The organism is Paenibacillus sp. GYB003 (assembly GCF_036577625.1).
Lineage (GTDB): Bacteria > Bacillota > Bacilli > Paenibacillales > NBRC-103111 > Paenibacillus_AB.
The window spans coordinates 1-15956 of sequence record NZ_JARBDC010000011.1 but is presented as its reverse complement, the minus strand read 5'-3'; the positions used below and the strand labels follow the sequence as shown (position 1 = coordinate 15956).

15 protein-coding genes are annotated in these 15956 nt (G+C 60.1%); 9 read left to right on the top strand and 6 right to left on the bottom strand.

Annotated elements, in window-relative coordinates:
* Positions 1–18: 18 nt before the first annotated feature.
* The gene (locus PV407_RS06535; protein ID WP_332089093.1) at positions 19–567 is read right to left on the bottom strand and encodes a hypothetical protein; all 549 of its coding nucleotides are present in this window, start codon (positions 565–567) and stop codon (positions 19–21) included.
* A 137-nt stretch (positions 568–704) separates the two neighbouring features.
* Here PV407_RS06535 and PV407_RS06530 point away from each other — a divergent pair, with 137 nt between their 5' ends.
* Together PV407_RS06530 and PV407_RS06525 are read left to right on the top strand one after the other, a co-directional pair.
* On the top strand, positions 705–2015 hold the full coding sequence (locus PV407_RS06530) for an MFS transporter (protein ID WP_332089092.1): 1311 nt from the start codon (positions 705–707) through the stop codon (positions 2013–2015).
* On the top strand, positions 2012–2935 hold the full coding sequence (locus tag PV407_RS06525; protein ID WP_332089091.1) for a Gfo/Idh/MocA family protein: 924 nt from the start codon (positions 2012–2014) through the stop codon (positions 2933–2935). The genes PV407_RS06530 and PV407_RS06525 overlap by 4 nt, the downstream gene beginning before the upstream one ends.
* A gap of 121 nt (positions 2936–3056) precedes the next feature.
* Here the strand turns inward: PV407_RS06525 and trhO are convergent, their stop codons facing one another.
* The 4 genes from trhO to PV407_RS06505 all read right to left on the bottom strand — a co-directional run bounded on the left by trhO (position 3057) and on the right by PV407_RS06505 (position 6982).
* The gene (gene trhO, locus PV407_RS06520; protein WP_442951632.1) at positions 3057–3956 is read right to left on the bottom strand and encodes an oxygen-dependent tRNA uridine(34) hydroxylase TrhO; all 900 of its coding nucleotides are present in this window, start codon (positions 3954–3956) and stop codon (positions 3057–3059) included.
* Positions 3957–4052: 96 nt separating this feature from the next.
* A complete protein-coding gene (locus PV407_RS06515; RefSeq protein ID WP_332089089.1) occupies positions 4053–5297 on the bottom strand; it encodes an MFS transporter in 1245 nt (414 codons plus the stop codon).
* A 14-nt stretch (positions 5298–5311) separates the two neighbouring features.
* Positions 5312–5773 (bottom strand): MarR family winged helix-turn-helix transcriptional regulator, encoded by a 462-nt coding sequence (locus PV407_RS06510; RefSeq protein WP_332089088.1) that lies wholly within the window; start codon positions 5771–5773, stop codon positions 5312–5314.
* 129 nt (positions 5774–5902) lie between these two features.
* Positions 5903–6982, bottom strand: a complete 1080-nt coding sequence (locus PV407_RS06505; RefSeq protein WP_332089087.1) for an acyltransferase family protein — start codon at positions 6980–6982, stop codon at positions 5903–5905.
* 253 nt (positions 6983–7235) lie between these two features.
* Between PV407_RS06505 and PV407_RS06500 the strand changes: the two genes are divergently transcribed.
* The 7 genes from PV407_RS06500 (at position 7236) to PV407_RS06470 (ending at position 14696) form a co-directional block, all read left to right on the top strand.
* A complete protein-coding gene (locus PV407_RS06500) occupies positions 7236–7991 on the top strand; it encodes an ABC transporter ATP-binding protein (RefSeq protein WP_332089086.1) in 756 nt (251 codons plus the stop codon).
* Entirely contained in the window at positions 7984–8730 is a 747-nt protein-coding gene (locus PV407_RS06495; protein ID WP_332089085.1) for an ABC transporter permease, read from the top strand. Before PV407_RS06500 ends, PV407_RS06495 begins: the two co-directional genes overlap by 8 nt.
* 79 nt (positions 8731–8809) lie before the next feature.
* On the top strand, positions 8810–9964 hold the full coding sequence (locus PV407_RS06490) for a metallophosphoesterase (RefSeq protein WP_332089084.1): 1155 nt from the start codon (positions 8810–8812) through the stop codon (positions 9962–9964).
* A gap of 924 nt (positions 9965–10888) precedes the next feature.
* Positions 10889–11821: an ABC transporter ATP-binding protein gene (locus tag PV407_RS06485; protein WP_332089083.1), complete on the top strand. Its 933-nt coding sequence runs from the start codon at positions 10889–10891 to the stop codon at positions 11819–11821.
* Entirely contained in the window at positions 11814–12773 is a 960-nt protein-coding gene (locus PV407_RS06480) for an ABC transporter permease (protein ID WP_332089082.1), read from the top strand. Before PV407_RS06485 ends, PV407_RS06480 begins: the two co-directional genes overlap by 8 nt.
* Positions 12774–12906: 133 nt before the next feature.
* On the top strand, positions 12907–13677 hold the full coding sequence (locus PV407_RS06475; RefSeq protein ID WP_332089081.1) for a sporulation protein: 771 nt from the start codon (positions 12907–12909) through the stop codon (positions 13675–13677).
* A gap of 260 nt (positions 13678–13937) precedes the next feature.
* Positions 13938–14696 carry a 3D domain-containing protein gene (locus PV407_RS06470; protein ID WP_332089080.1) on the top strand — a complete coding sequence of 253 codons (759 nt, stop codon included), beginning with the start codon at positions 13938–13940 and terminating at the stop codon, positions 14694–14696.
* 169 nt (positions 14697–14865) lie between these two features.
* Here the strand turns inward: PV407_RS06470 and PV407_RS06465 are convergent.
* The coding region (locus PV407_RS06465) for an extracellular solute-binding protein (RefSeq protein WP_332089079.1) at positions 14866–15956 on the bottom strand (1091 nt) is incomplete at its 5' end.

Genomic DNA, 15956 nt, shown 5'->3' with positions numbered 1-15956 from the left:
AACGGATCGGCGCTTTCGTCAAGCTTGCAGCTCGACGCTGCGGGAGGCGACGGACGCCGGGGGGTTCGCCGGCTCCAACTCGGTCGCGTCGCCGAGCGGGATGACGAGCCGATTCACTTCGTTCACCGTATACGGCAGGCCGGCGACACGTTCCGACAAATTGGCCAGCGATACGGAGATGCGCCCCGATTTCGGTCGGACGCGCAAATCGTATTTCAACACGGTCAAAGCCGCGGTATAATCATCGGTAGGCACCGTTTCGACGAACGGGGCGTCTTCGTAGGAAATGACCAACGTTTTTTTGCGGGTCCAGTAGACGGTGCCGGGCTTGAACGAGACGACGAGCCAATCGGGCTTGCCGGCGCTGCCGCCGAACTTGACGATGTCGACGCCCTTCCGCTGCGGATGAAGCCGCTGGGACGTCTTCAGGTCGGGCAAAAACGGAACGATAAAAATCGGGATACTACTAGCGATATAAAGCAGCAAGGGCGATTCCCGAACGATGCTGGAAATGAAAAACGCACAAAACGCGAGCAGGCCGATCAGCAGTATCCATTTGTTTTTCATTCTACTGAGTTCCTCCATATCTAGTCGAGCGTTCGCCAAAATACGCTATCTATTATAGCATATGGGCGAAATCGTTTGAAGATGCAGTTACTCGGCTGCCTGGGACGGAGGAACTTGAGCAAAGCGGGGCACAGGCCATGGGGCTGATGACGGGACGCCGGACGGGCCGGAAAAGATCCTCTTACCGAAGCGGCATGACGGCCGCCACCTTGGAGGGGATACCGGCGATCATTATGTTTCAACTGCTGGGCGGACCGTTCGTGACGGGCTATTTGCTCTATTTGGGCGCCTCGTCGCTTCAGGTCGGCATCGTGCTGGCGGTGCCGAGCCTCGCCAATATGCTGCAAATCGCCGGGGCGCTGCTGATCCAGCGGTTTACGAACCGGAAGCTGCTTTTTTCGGTATTATGCGGGACGCACCGCGTGCTGTGGCTGGTCGCCGGCATCGTGCCGATGCTGCTCCCGAAGCCTAGCGGGGTGCCCGTTTATATCGCCGTCTGCATCCTGGCGTTTATGGGACAGGCGATCGGCTCGGTGTTTTGGACGTCGCTCATCGCCGACATGGTGCCGGCGAAAGTGCGCGGGCGCTACTTCGGCATTCGCAATACGATTTTGTGGGCGGGCGGCTGCATCGCCATTTTGGCGTTCGGCCAGCTGCTCGATCGGCTGCCCGAGCCGGACGGCTTCCGGCTGCTGTACGCGGTCGCCGCCGTTTGCGCGGCGCTCGACATCGTCCTGTTTCTCCGCTACCCGAACCCGCCGTTCGAGAAATCGGAGCAAAGCGGCTCGCTCGCCATGCTGGCCGGTCCGCTCCGGCATCGTCCTTTTCTGAAGGCGATGCTGTTCATCTCGCTCTGGCTGTTTCTGCAAGGGCTGGCGGTTCCGTTTTTCACGTATGTGATGCTGAACGTCATGCATGCGAGCTATAACCTCGTCGCGATCGCGACGATGACGCAAAACGTGGCGATGATGGCCGGCTATTTTATATGGGGCAACCTGAACGCGAAATACGGCTCGAAAACGCTGCTGTTTTGGACGCTGCCGGTTATCGCCGCCGCCTGCGCGGGCTGGGGGCTGCTGCCGGTCGCCCCGGACAATGCGGTGCTGCTGCTCGTTCATCTGCTGATCGGCATCGGCGTCGGGGGCTTCAATCAGCTGATGTTCAACTTCGTCGTCGGAGATACGCCGAAAAGCGAACGCCCGGCGTTCATCGCCGTCTTTTACGCGATTACGGGGCTGGCCGGCTTTGCCGGACCGCTGCTCGGAGGAGCGGCGTACCGGTTCGCCCTCGGCTTGCCGAATTGGGTGCAGCTGTTCGGCGTGTCGCTCGGCGTCGGCGCCGCGCTGTTCGCCGTGGCGGGGCTGATCGGCACGAACGTGCTGCTGGACTCGGGAAAAAAGGCGCGCCGCTCAGGCGGCGGGACTGCCGGATGGAGGAAACAAGCATGAACAAACGGATCGCGATCGTCGGACTCGGAGATATCGCGGTGAAAGCGTATTTGCCGGCGATGGCTTCGCTGCCCGGCATCGACATCGTCGCGGTCATGAGCCGTTCGAAGGAAACGGTCGAGCGCGTCGGAAGCGCGTATCGGCTGCCGGGGGGCACGACCGAGCTGGACGAGGTGCTTGCGCGCGAGCCGGACATGGTGTTCGTGCACAGTCCGACCGAGACGCATGCGGATATCGTGACCCGCTGTTTGGAGCGCGGCGCGCACGTTTACGTCGACAAGCCGCTCTCGTACCGGATCGACGAGTCGGAGCGGATGACGGAGCTGGCGCTGAAGCGCGGCAAGCTGCTCGCCGTCGGCTTCAACCGCAGGTTCGCCCCGATGTACGTTGAGGCGAAGCGATGGCTCGAGGAAGCCGGCGGCTTCGATCTGTGCATCGCGCAGAAGCATCGGACCGGCCGGCAGAAGCTTTCCGCCAAGCAAACGCTGTACGACGACATGATCCATACGATCGATTTGCTGCTGTGGCTCGGCGCTCGGCCGTACGACGTGACGGGCTGGCTGAGCGAAACGGACGCGGACGGAAAGCTGCTGCACGCGACAGGCAGCCTGCGTCTCGGCGGCGCCGCCGCTCTCGTCAGTATGAACCGGAGAGCCGGTGCGGATCTCGAGAAGCTGGAGCTGCACGGGGGCGGGCGGTCCGCGGAAATCGTCAACATGGAATCGGGCGTGCTGCGGGACAAGACGGAAGGCGAACGCGCCCTGCGGTTCGGCAGCTGGGACTCGGTTTCGCATCGCCGCGGCTTTGCCGGCATTGTGGACCATGTGCTGGCCTCGCTCGACCGGCCGGGCGATTGTCTCGTCAGCGCGGACCGCGTGATCGAGACGCACCGGCTTGTCGAGAAGCTTAGCGGGATGTAGGTGCGAAGGTCATTTACCGGGGGCTTTTCCCGGTATTTCAAATCGATTCAAGCAAAAAAACAACCCCCGTAAAGCATTCTCCGGTACGAGAATCCTTTCGGGGGTTTTGCGTTTCGCTTGCTTACGCTCCGCTCGCCGCGACCGCACGATCGTGCGCCTCGCATTCGGCCGAGCAGTAGCCGCGCTTCGCCGTCAGGCAATCATCGCAGCACAGATGCTGCCGGTGGCAGCTGTCGTCCGCGCAGTTGACGTACCGGTCCGTCTTCGCGCCGCAATGGTAGCATTCGCCGACGAGAACATGCTCGTCGGTCTGATTGATCCGCACGGAAACGCGCTCGTCGAACACGTAGCAGTTGCCGTCGAAGCCTCGGCCCCGAACGTCCGGATCTTGACCGTACGTAACGATGCCGCCGTCGAGCTGATAGACGTCCCGGAACCCTTCCTCTTTCAGCACCGCGGTCAACATTTCGCAGCGGATGCCGCCGGTGCAGTACGTCAAAATCTTCTTGTCTTTGTACTCCGCCATATGGTCCCGGATCCATTCCGGGAATTCGCGGAACGAATCGACGTCCGGCCGGATCGCGTTGCGGAAATGGCCGAGATCGTACTCGTACCCGCTGCGGCCGTCGAGAATGACGACGTCGTCGCGCTGCATATATTCGTGAAACTGCTTCGGCGCGAGACGCTCGCCGCCTTCCGTCATCGGGTCGAGCCGGCGATGGTAGCGCAGCGTGACCAGCTCCTTCTTATGGCGCACGAACAGCTTTTTGAACGCGTGCCCGTCGGCTTCGTCGATTTTATATACCATATCGGCGAAAAGCGGGTTTTCGCGCATGTGCGCCATATAGCGTTCCGTTTGTTCGATCGTCCCCGACAGCGTGCCGTTGATGCCTTCGCTCGCGATCAGGATCCGGCCTTTGACGCCAAGCTCCTTCGCAAAGAGGAGATGCTCGGCGGCGAACGACTCGGGATCCGGGATCGGAATATATTTATAGAACAGCAATATTCGATATTGTTTCATCATAACTCATTCCTTTCTTCGACTTTCCATTGTAGCTCTTTACGTATACATGGTCAATATTTAAGTTTATTAAGTGCGAAACGAAAAAGCCCCGGCTTACGAAGCTTTCGTAGCCGAGGCGGCTTCGCGGCCGCTCTTTTTTCCCCGAACAACAACCGATACGAGGTAGACGACAAAAAATGCGATCATGAAGCAAGCCGAATACCGGTACATGAGCGCATAGGAGCTGTGCGACGCGATGACGCCGAGCACCATGGCGCCTACGGCGACGCCGAAATCGAGCGCGTTGTAGTACAGGCTGTTCACGGAGCCGTGATGCTCGGGCGGCGAATCGCGCAGCATCCACGCCTGCAGCGTCGGCTGAATCGCACCGAAGCCGATGCCGTACACGAGGGCGGAAACGATCAATAAAGCCGTATTGTGCGCGAACGAAAGAATCGTCAGGCCGGCGAAAACGAATGCCGACGCCGGCAGCAGTACGGCCGCATGCCCTTTGCTGTCGAACAGCCGGCCGGATATCGGGCGAATGATCAATACCGTAAATACGTTGAACAAAAAAAACAGGCCGACTTGCGGCAATTGCGCTTCTTTGCCGAACAGGGCGATGAAGCTCAAGAGGCCGCCGTACGTAACCGAAAGCAGCGTGTTCAGCAGAGCCGGAACGATGATTTTGTAGTTAAACGGCGTCTTGCTTCCGGTCGCCGTCCGGGACGGACGCGGCTTGGCCGGCTGCGCCGGAATGGAACGGAAGCCGAGCAGCAGCGGAACGATCAGCGCGACCGAGACGGTGCCGAGCGCCGTCAGCGACGCGAAGCCGTACTCGTCGAGCATCGACAGGCCGATCATCGGTCCGAACGACATGGCAAGGCTCGTCGACAAGCCGAAATAGCCGATGCCTTCGCCGATCCGGTCGTGCGGAATAATTTGCGAAACGATCGTCGGCATGATCGTGCTGCCTACCCCGAATCCGATGCCGAACAAAACGCGAAGAGCGAGCAGCGTTTGAACGGAATCGGCAAACGAATACGCCGCCGTGGCCAAAGCCCCGACTGCGAGTCCGCCGAACAGCAGCACGTTCCGGTGCACCTTTTTCATCAATCGGGCGGTTACGATTCGGGCGACGATCGCCGCCAAAGCGAACACGCTCGTCACGAGGCTGACCGTGAAATCGCCGGGATGAAACCGCTCCTTCGTATAGGTCGGGAGCGGGGAAAGCAGCATTTGCAAACAGAGGAACAGTAAAAAGTAACATAGCGTAATGACGACGAACGAGCGGGTCCACAATCGCGGTCCCGCCTCGCCCGTTCGCTGCAGGTGCAGCTCTTGTTGTCGATCCGGCATTCCGGCTGCATCTCCTATTCGTTGGCGGTAATTTGATCGATATGATCGCCGATGCGGCGAAGCAGCGCGAGCAGCTGCTCGTATTCGGCCTCGCTCAAGACGGATGTAGCGTCCTTCACGGCCTGGCGTTCGATAGGCGCCGTTTGCCGAACGAGCTCGCGGCCCGTTTCGGTTATGAACACGTGGTACGACCGTCTGTCGGTCGGACCCGTCCGCTTCGTCACGAACCCTTTCGCCTCGAGCGCATCGAGAATGCGTCCGGTCGTAGGCTTGTCTTTTCCGGAACGGGCGGCGATTTCGGTTTGAATCATTCCCTCGCGCTCTTGAACGCAGTACAGCACCATCCACTGCTCCGGCGTGATGGCGTACGGCTTCAATCGGTTCGTAAACAGATGGGACATTTTCCGCGACGTGAGGCCCATCATAAAACCGGCGGACCGGTCCAAAATGCCGGAGGAGGTCGGCTCGTTCGCCATTTCGAATCACCGCTTTCGGCTCGATTTGTTGTCTAAACAATTATAAGTACAACAACCAATTAAGTCAACCGCCCGGCATGGGCAAAAAAACATGCGCCATCGAACGATAGCGCATGCGATGCAGCGGGTTTAGCGGGAGTAGGGCCTGTCCAGCAGCGGTCGCGCGGCCGGAGCTTTGTCGATCATTCGCTCGCGAATGAACCGGTTGAGCGGCGTTTCGACCCAGCGGTAAAACAGCAAGCAGCTTCCGAGCGCGGCCGACAAGCAAACGGCGATCGCCCATGGCGCGCCGATCGTCTCGGGCGCATGCGCCGCGCGGGCGAGCTTGAACGCGATCGACAGCGCCGGCAGGCTGACGAGCAGGATCGAGTAAGACGCGTCGCCCATCGCGGCGAGCGGCTTGAGCAGCCGGCGTTCCTTGTCTCGTCTCGCCGCGATGCCGATCAGCAGCATGGCCGATCCTGCCGTATGCGCAAAATCGCCGAGCGGAATCGTTCCGAGCGCATGCCTCATGACCCATAAAGCGACATAGGCCGCAGCACCGCCGGCGATCCACCAGGCGGACCGCTTGATGTCGAACCGCCGCACCAAGACGGCGACCATCATTCCGATGACGAACTGAAGATGATAAGGGGCGAACAAAAACTGCAGCAGCTCGTTCTCCTTGATATCGATCAACCCGGCCATATGAAGCGCGATGATCGTCATCCAGGACGAATAAATCGCGACAAGCACGTTTTCCTTGATCAGAAACGCCAGCGAATATACCGCATAGAACAGGACGATATAGCTCAGCGACCAGGCGACGCCGAGAATCGGGCCGTGCGACTGCGGCCACAGCAGCAGCGAGCGGACGATGGCGGACGGCTCCCGTTCGAACCCGAGCCCGAACGAAGGAATCATGAAATAAACGGGGATAACCGCGGCCGTAACGAGCCAATATAAAGGGTAAATGCGGCTGAACCGCTTCAGCAAAAACGTCCCGAACGCCTGCGGCTTTCCCCAGTCCCGCCGATAAATCGCGACCATCAAATAGCCGGTCAGCACGAAAAAAAACGTATAGGCGCCGGACCGCCCCATTCCGCTTACGCCCAAAAAATCGTAACCGAAATAACGCTGCCCGGTTTGGGAGGCGTGAAACAGCATAACCAAAAAAACGGCGGCCCCGCGGGACGCTTGAATCAGCTGGATATTCGAATTTCGTTTCATGATCGCTTCCGGCCTTTCTTTCTTTTTCCGCTGCTAACGCATTATGACAGACCATTATGACGCTTATGTGAACGGATGCTGAAAGGAAGCTTAAAAAACGAAAGGTTGAAACCGGTTAACCGCATGGCTTCCGTTACGGTTAGGCCGTGAACGATAACGGGCGTTCTGCTACAATAGAGCTGGCTGCGAAAGCGGATCGACCCCGAAGGAGGCCGATCCGCTTTGCTTACGACGGATGCGGGAGAGTGACGGATTGGACGCGCTGCTTAGGATGGAACGATTGTCGAAGCTTCGCCCGGACCGGCCCGGCGATTATTTGTTTCGGGATATTACGACGGACATCGCCCCGGGGCAGCGGATCGCCGTTCTCGGCGCCTCCGGGCAAGGAAAAAGCACGCTGCTGCGGATTTTGGCCCGGCTCGACGCGCCGAGCGAAGGAACGATCCGCCTGGCGGGGCGCGACGCCGGGGAGTGGAAGCCCGCCGACTGGCGCAAGCGCGTCTGCTACGTCGCCCAGCAGCCGGTGATGCTGCCGGGAACGGTGGAGCAAAACCTGAGAACGGTCAGCGAGCTGCACGCGCGGCCGTTCGACGCCGGGCTGGCGCGGCGCTGCATGAACGCCGTCGGCTTGGAGGCGCTCGACCTGAAGAAGCCGGCGGCGGAATTGTCGGGAGGCGAGAAGCAGCGTACCGCGCTCGTCCGCTCGCTGCTGCTGGAGCCGGATGCGCTGCTGCTGGACGAGGCGACCGCGGCGCTCGATCCTGCGAGCAAGCGGGCGGTCGAACAATGGATCGGCGAATGGTCGAGCCACAGGGGGACGGCCGTGCTATGGGTGACGCACGATCTGGAGCAGGCGCGTCTTATAAGCGATACGGTATGGTATATGGATGAGAATCGGCTGCTCGAAACGGGCCGGACCGCGGATTTTTTCCGGGGCCCGGCCACGGAGCAGGCCCGCCGCTTCATCGAGTCTCCGCAGGCCGGGAAGGGGGGAGGGGCCGTTGTCTAACTGGGCGCTCGCGTCCACGCTCGTCTTCGTGGCCGTTACGGTGGTGCTTTCGCTGCGGCAAAAGCTCGGCTTGGAAAAAGATATCGCCGTCGGCACGATCCGCACCGCCGTCCAGCTGCTGCTGGTCGGATATGTGCTGCATTTCGTTTTCGACGCGAATCATCCGCTGTTCATCGTACTGATCGTTGCCGTCATGATTGCAGTCGCCTCCCGGAACGCCGGCGCGCGGGCCGGGCATATACCCGGTATCCGGCTGCGCATCGCCATATCGCTGGCGTGCACCGAAGCGGTCACGATGGCGCTCATGCTCGGCTTCCGGATCATCGGCCCGACGCCGCAGTACATCATCCCGGTGAGCGGCATTACGATCGGAAGCTCGATGATCGTATGCGGCTTGCTGTTGAACCAGATGAAGCGGGAAATGGAGTCGTCGAGAGGCGAGATCGAGGCGCTGCTGGCGCTCGGGGCGACCGCCCGGCAGGCGATTCGGGGAGCGAGCAAGCGTTCGGTGCGCGCCAGCATGATTCCGACGATCGACGGGATGAAGACGGTCGGGCTCGTCCAGCTTCCGGGCATGATGACGGGCATGATCGTGGCCGGCGCCGATCCGATCGAGGCGGTGCGGTATCAAATATTGATCATGTTTACGCTCGCCTCGTCGGCCGCCTTGACCGCGATGCTGCTCGGACGATTGAGCGACCGCCTCTGGTTCACGAAGGACGAGCGGCTGCGGCCGTGACGCGCTGCGAAACTTTTCCCCGGCTCCCTGTTGTGAGAAAATAGTGGGAGGAGAAAGAGTTGAAGGGACGGGGGACGTTTTGAAAAGCCGCACGGTACTGCTTATTGTTGCGATTTTATCGGCCTATGTGGCGTTTTCGGCCTATATCGGCTGGAACGGCTTCGCGTTTTGGCGCGCGGCCGTTACCGAATCGGCGGATTGGGTTTACTGGATCGCGTACGCCTGGCTCGCCTACGGCTACTTGGGCGCCATGCTGCTTCGGCGCGCATTGCCGTACCGGCTGTACGTTGGGGTCAAGCTGATCGGCTCTTACGGCTTGGCCGTTCTCATGTACTCGCTGCTGACGCTGCCGTTTGCGGACCTGGCTTTCCTCCTGCTGCGGCTGGGCGGCGTGGAGGCGGACACTGCCGTGCGGGCGATCGGGACGGTCGTCCTGCTGCTGCTCGCCGTCATGGTCGCCGTCGGCTCCCGCAACGCCTGGAGCCCGGTCGTACGCCGCTACGACATCGCTGTCGCCAAGCGGGCCGGGGGGCGCAAGGAGCTGCGCATCGCGGCGGCGTCGGACTTGCATCTCGGGACGATCGTAGGGAAGCGGCATATTCGCAGGCTCATCGGTCAGGTGGAAGCGCTGCGGCCCGATCTCATTCTTCTGCCGGGGGACGTGCTGGACGACAGCATCGAGCCGTTCGTCCGCGAGAAGATGGCGGACGTCCTGCGCTCGCTGAAAGCCCCGCTCGGCGTATACGCTTCGCTCGGCAACCACGAATATATCGGCGGACATATCGACGAGTACGTCGAGCGGATGAAGGCGATCGGCATCGAGGTGCTGGTCGACCGCGTCGTCCGGATCGGGGAGGCGTTCTGCGTCGCAGGCCGCAAAGACGCGGCGGTCGCGCGATTCGCCCCCGGTTCCGGCGGCAGACTCGCCGTAAGCGAGCTGCTGGCGGATGCGGACAAGTCGCTGCCGATCGTGCTGCTCGATCATCAGCCGCGCGAGCTGGGCGAAGCGGCGGAGGCCGGCGTCGATCTGCTGCTTTCGGGGCATACGCATCGCGGTCAGCTCATGCCGGGCCATCTGATCACGAGACGACTGTTTGAGCTCGATTGGGGCTATATGCGCAAAGGCGCGATGCATGCGATCGTTTCGTGCGGCTTCGGCACGTGGGGACCGCCGCTGCGAATCGGCAGCCGTTCGGAGCTGCTCGATATCCGGATTACGTTCGGGGACGGGTAATATTTTGTTATCGGGCGGAAGTTGGGCCGGCGGAAAGCTCTAACGGACATGGGCGATGTCCTGATCCCGCCGGGTCAATGGAATCGAACGAACGGGAAAACCTCCTGTTAACTCGCTCTCCTATAGGTAACGTTTCGAAGTATCGGGAAAACCTCCGGTTAAAATGGCGACATATCGGCGAAATGCACGGTATGGACGATTTTAGCGGGACGTTTTCCCGTTGTTTTGCCCGGAAACGGGAACGACCGAAATTAGCGGGAGCATTTCCAGCTCGTTTCCCGATGCGCCGTCGCTTCGGCGTGCAAATCGGTTTGCACAGAAAAGACCGTCCGTCCCGACCTTCGTTTAAGCGGCAAAGCCGGAGCGGGTTTCCTGCTGCCGGAAACGGCGATAACGGCTCGTAAGGCCTGCGTCGGCGCCGTCGGGAGTTGTAGCGGGGGGGCGAGCAAGGGACGCCGTCGGGACATGCCCTTGGGCGGCGCGCGGGCGGGCTGCGAGCGGACATGGCTCTCGGCGGAAGCTGCGGCCTGCTGCGGGGCGGTTCCAAGCGTCTAGCGGACATGGCGGCCGCTAATGAGCCTCATTTCGGCTTATTTTTTTTGTAACGGACACAGGCGCAGCTTTTTGGCGAAAAACTCCCATTTGGACGGCTGTTCGGAGCCAATAAGCGCAGGTGGTGTCCGTTACGATCGGAAAACGGCCGATTTTCGCGAAATAAGCGCCGTGGTGTCCGTTACGTTTCGGAAGCCGTCGGTTTTCGCTCATTCTCGAAATACGTCGACAGACTTTTTTTAATTCCTCCAGCCGGCGCCGTCCCCGACTTTTTAGACTTTGGTCCAGTTTCCGCCCGAACCCGAGACCATTCGACAAAACGGCCGGGTCCGGTATACTGGACCAAACGACGGCAAGGAGGCTTTTTGGACAATGAACGATGAAGCGGTTTTGCAGCTTCGCAACGTAACGAAAAAAATCGGCGGTCGCACGATCGTCGACAACTTGACGTTCGACGTGCCGAGAGGGGAAGTGTTCGGCTTCCTCGGGCCGAACGGCGCCGGCAAAACGACGACGATCCGCATGATCGTCGGACTGATCTCGATGACGAAGGGCGAAGTGTTCGTCAAAGGGATATCGGTGCGCAACCATTTCGAACTGGCGATGACGCATATCGGGGCGATCGTGGAAAACCCGGAAATGTATAAATTTTTGACCGGCTACCAAAATTTGAAGCTGTTTGCCAGAAGGCATGCCGGCGTGACGAAACAGCGGATCGACGAAGTGGTCAAGCTGGTCGGCCTGCAAACCCGCATCCACGAGAAGGTGAAGCGCTACTCGCTCGGCATGCGGCAAAGGCTCGGCGTGGCGCAGGCGCTGCTGCACAAGCCGTCCGTCCTCATTTTCGACGAGCCGACGAACGGGCTCGATCCGGCCGGGATTCGCGAGCTGCGTGATTATTTGCGCGGACTGGCGCAGCGGGAAGGCATCGCGATCATCGTGTCGTCGCACCTGCTGTCGGAGATGGAGCTGATGTGCGACCGGGTCGCGATCATCCAGGCCGGCAAGCTCGTCGACGTTCGCAGCATGAGCGAATTGAAGGGCGCGGCCGGCAAGCAAACGGTCCGGATCGAGGTCGACGACCCCGAGCGGGCGATGGAATATCTCGCCGCCGCGCTCGGGCTGCCCGATGGGAGCATGACCGTACGGGACGGGGCTTTGGAGGTGGCCGCCGAGCGGGGGCTCATTCCGGAGCTGAACCGCAGGCTCGTCATGGCCGACATCGACGTGTACGGCATACGGGCGGCGAGCGCTTCGCTGGAGGATCAATTTTTGGAGCTGACGAGGGGGGAGCAAGTTGTCTAGTTTCGGCATGCTCGTACGCAACGAAAATTTGAAAATATACCGCCGGCCGCGAACATGGGCGATGGTCGGCATTTTGCTCGCGGCGCTCGCGCTGCTGGCCGGGCTGTTGAAATGGGAGGAGCAGAAGCGCGCGGCTAGCGCCGACTGGAAGCAGGAAGTCGCTCAAACGAACGAACGGCTCAAGCAGGACATGGCCGAGAAGGAAATCGCGGCGAACCCCGAAGCGCGAAAGGGGATGGAAGAGCGCATCAAGCTGAACGACTATTATATCGAGCACGACATCAATCCGTATGACAATTCGCTCTGGACCGTCGTGAACGCGTCGTCGGCGCTCATCGTTCTCGTGACGCTGCTGACGGTCGTCGTGGCCGCCGATATGGTCGCGGCGGAATTTTCGTGGGGGACGATCAAGCTGCTGCTCGTCGGGCCGGCGTCCAGAACGAAGGTGCTGCTCAGCAAATATGCGGCGACGCTGCTGTTCGCCTTGTTTTTGCTCGTGCTGTGCTTCGCCGTCGCTTTCGCGCTCGGGGCGGCTCTCGAAGGGAGCGACGGCTTGACGCAGCCGCTTGTCCGGATCGGCGCCGACGGCAGCGTGCACGAAGGCTCGATGCTGCTGAACGCTTTGCAACAATACGGCTTCGGCGTCGTCCAGCTGATCATGTACGTCACGATGGCGTTCATGATTTCCGCTTCGTTCCGCAGCTCGTCGATGGCGATCGCCTTTTCGCTGCTGTTCATCCTGATGGGCAATACGCTGGTCGGCCTGCTGTCGGGATACGAATGGGTCAAATACGTGCTGTTCGCCAACGTCGACTTGAGCCAGCATGTGGACGGCACGCCGCTCCGTCCGGAAATGACGCTGCCGTTTTCCGTCGCCATGCTGGCCGGCTACTACTTGCTGTTCCAGCTTGTCGCCTGGATCATGTTTGCGAAGCGGGACGTTGCGGGGTAACCGTCGCCGGCCGATGCGGACTCGCCCGAATGGAGCCTGCGCCCTCTAAAAAAGCGTTGCCAATTATAGTCAAAATCCGTACCATTAGGTATAGGTCCATTCGTCTACTTATGCTGCAGAGGAGCGGTAGTCCATGTCCTTTTTCAAAAAAATGATGGCCAGCGTCGGCATCGGCGGGGTCAAAGTCAATGCGGAGCTGGAAAACGGCCACGGGGTCCGGGTCGGCGACGAGCTGCACGGCACGGTGTACGTCACCGGGGGCAATTTGGCGCAGGAAATCACGAAAATTCATTTTTGCCTGTATTCCAACTACTTCCGCGAGAGGGACGGGCAAATCGTCGAAGAGAGCGACGCCATCGCGCGGTTTCATCTGGACGAGCATTTTACGATCCAGCCCGGCGAGGAGCGGCAGTTCGCGTTCAGCTTCCCGATTCCGTTCTCGACGCCGATTACGATCGGCAGCTCGAAAATTTGGCTCGTGACCGAGCTGGACGTCGAAAAGGCGATCGACCAGCGGGACAAAGACTACATCCACATCCAGCCCCATCCGATCGTGGGCGCCGTGTTCGAATCGCTTTCCCGCCTCGGGCTGCGGGCGACGGAGGTGTCGCTCATGCACGTGCCGCGGCTCGGCCTGGACTTTCCGTTCGTGCAGGAGTTCGAGATGAAGCCGCAGTACCGGTCCAACCTGGAGGAGCTGGAGCTGTTCTATATCGTGCACGAGGACGAGGTCGAGTTTTACATGGAGATCGACCGCCGGGCGCGGGGACTGCTCGGCCTGCTGGAGGAGCAGTTCGACCTCGACGAGCGGTATGCGCGGTTTACGCTGACGTACGACGATATCGAGGACGAAGATCGGCTGACCGATTTTATCCGGGAAACGATCGAGGACAATTTGCACTGAGCGGGCACATGAGCGCGGAAACGAAAGCGAAGACGGAAAGACGGGCGGCAATGCCGAGAAGGCATCGCCGCCTTTTTCTGTCGGACGGCGGTTTCGGCATGCGGGCAGGCTGCAATTAGCGGCCGACAGCCGTAATTAAGTGAATTTCCGCATCGCGCCGGATTCGTTGAAACGGCGGGGACGTTTAGAAATTCCGCATCCGGGCAACTCTAGTAACATCCAAATCTATCAGGGGAACAAACGAGGAGGATGTTGCTAGAATGCGAAACTGGACGAAACGATTGACCTTGTCGGCGGCGGCGATCGCCATCGCGGCAAGCGCGGGAACGCAGGCCTTCGCGTATATTAGCCAGGAAGAGGAGCTCGCGATGGCCGACAATTGGATATACGAGGGGGGCGGCAGCTGGGCGTACCGGCCAGCGGAACGGGAGGCGGATGCCGCCGACAGTTCCGAATCGGCCGCCGCGCCGACGGAAGAATCCGAAGCCGACGTACCGGAAATCGCCATTTACCAGTATCAAGTCCATTCCGGAGATACGCTATATAAAATATCCCGCGCGTTCGGCCTGACCGTGGACGAGCTGCTCGCGGCCAACTCGCTGCAAAATCCGAACCGGCTGACCGTCGGCCAAATGCTCGACATCCCGCAAGCCGGGACGGGCTTCGGCGGCGGTACCGGCGGGGAGCGCCCCGTCGTGCAGCGCGTGCTGAGCTCCACCTTGACCGCCTATACGGCGGGGAAGGAGTCGACGGGCAAAACGCCGTCGCACCCCGCCTACGGCATTACGCGCAGCGGCAGCAAAGCGGAGGAAGGGCGCACGGTCGCCGTCGACCCGTCGATCATTCCGCTCGGCTCGACCGTGCTGATCGAAGGAATCGGCCTGCGCAAAGCGGAAGACACCGGCTCCGCGATCAAGGGGGCGCGCATCGACGTGTTCATGAACGATCTGAAGGAGGCCGTCGAGTTCGGAGTGAAAAAGAACGTCAAAGTGTTCGTTCTGGGAGACCGCAGCGCGTAGCGTTCGATGCGGAAGGCGCGGCCCGCCGGAGCTTCTGCTCCGGACGGGCCCTTTTTGGCGCCGATGTTCGGCGAAACGGCCGCCTCCCCGCGGGCACGGCAGTCGAAGACGCCGCCGATTCGTACAAAAAAGCCCTCATCCAATGAGGGCTTGGCGGCGGAACGGAGTGTTATTTGCCGGTCTGGGCGTTTATGAGCTGCCGGATACTTTCGGCGGCATCGCGCAGCGCGGTATTGCTGTCTTTTTCGCCTTTTACGACCTTCGTGTACTCCGCATTCATGACCCCGTTCGCTTTCGACTCGTATAAGGAGAATTTGGGCGCTGGGGCGGATTTGCTTTTGAAAATGCTTTCAATGCGCTTGCCTTCCAAAATAGGCATGTCCTTTCCGAACAATTGCGCATATTTCGGATCTTTCAGCGCGGAAACCCGTCCCGTCTTTCTGACCATTTTGGTCTGCACCTCGTCGGAAAACAGAACTTCCATGACGCGCATCTGGTCTTCGCGATGCTTGCTCGTCTGAAGCGGGATCATCAAGTGGACGTCGTACATGCCGTACGTATTCGGTTTATCCTTATAGCTCGGGAACTGCGCCACATCCCAGTTCAGGTCCGGATGTTCCTTGATGCGCGAAAACAAGTTGACCGTAGCGATCATGGACGTGACCCGGTCTTTTAAAAACCGATCGTAGGACTTGGCCCCCGCCGCGATAAAATCGTTGCCCGGTATGCCGTAGATTTGTCTGCCGATATCGAACGCTCTCTTGAAAGATTCCGAATCGACCTGCACTTCGTTCGTCTTGCCGTCGATATACGTCAACGACAACGGGTACGTCAAACGGACAAGTCCGTCAACGTCCAGCCCTTTATACTGTGTGCCGCCGTCGAAGCGGGTTACCTTTTTGGCAAGCTCAATCGCATCCTCCCAGGTCATCCCGTCCTTCGGGTAAGCGACGCCGAACTTGTCGAAAAGGTCCTTGTTATAATAGAGCGCGTTCAGGTTTATGGCGTAAGGCAGTCCGTACAGCTCGCCTTTGTCCGACAACACCTTGATCGCGTCAAGCGCGCCTTGATCGAATTGGGTCAAATCGAAATTCATCTGCTTGGCCATCGGCGTAAGGTCCCCGTAAACGCCGAGATCCGTGTAAGCCGCCATGTTTCCGTTGTAGGTTACATAAAAATCGACCGTTTCTCCGGCGGCGATCAGCTTCGTAAGGTCTTCCTTCGATACGACGTTCTCGACCGTAATATGCGGATATTTCG

Excerpts from the sequence above, each read along its gene's own strand:
- PV407_RS06535 (WP_332089093.1), bottom strand. The coding sequence starts at position 567 with ATGAAAAACAAATGGATACTGCTGATCGGCCTGCTCGCGTTTTGTGCG.
- PV407_RS06530 (WP_332089092.1), top strand. The coding sequence starts at position 705 with ATGGGGCTGATGACGGGACGCCGGACGGGCCGGAAAAGATCCTCTTAC.
- PV407_RS06525 (WP_332089091.1), top strand. The coding sequence starts at position 2,012 with ATGAACAAACGGATCGCGATCGTCGGACTCGGAGATATCGCGGTGAAA.
- trhO (WP_442951632.1), bottom strand. The coding sequence starts at position 3,956 with ATGAAACAATATCGAATATTGCTGTTCTATAAATATATTCCGATCCCG.
- PV407_RS06515 (WP_332089089.1), bottom strand. The coding sequence starts at position 5,297 with ATGCCGGATCGACAACAAGAGCTGCACCTGCAGCGAACGGGCGAGGCG.
- PV407_RS06510 (WP_332089088.1), bottom strand. The coding sequence starts at position 5,773 with ATGGCGAACGAGCCGACCTCCTCCGGCATTTTGGACCGGTCCGCCGGT.
- PV407_RS06505 (WP_332089087.1), bottom strand. The coding sequence starts at position 6,982 with ATGAAACGAAATTCGAATATCCAGCTGATTCAAGCGTCCCGCGGGGCC.
- PV407_RS06485 (WP_332089083.1), top strand. The coding sequence starts at position 10,889 with ATGAACGATGAAGCGGTTTTGCAGCTTCGCAACGTAACGAAAAAAATC.
- PV407_RS06475 (WP_332089081.1), top strand. The coding sequence starts at position 12,907 with ATGTCCTTTTTCAAAAAAATGATGGCCAGCGTCGGCATCGGCGGGGTC.
- PV407_RS06470 (WP_332089080.1), top strand. The coding sequence starts at position 13,938 with ATGCGAAACTGGACGAAACGATTGACCTTGTCGGCGGCGGCGATCGCC.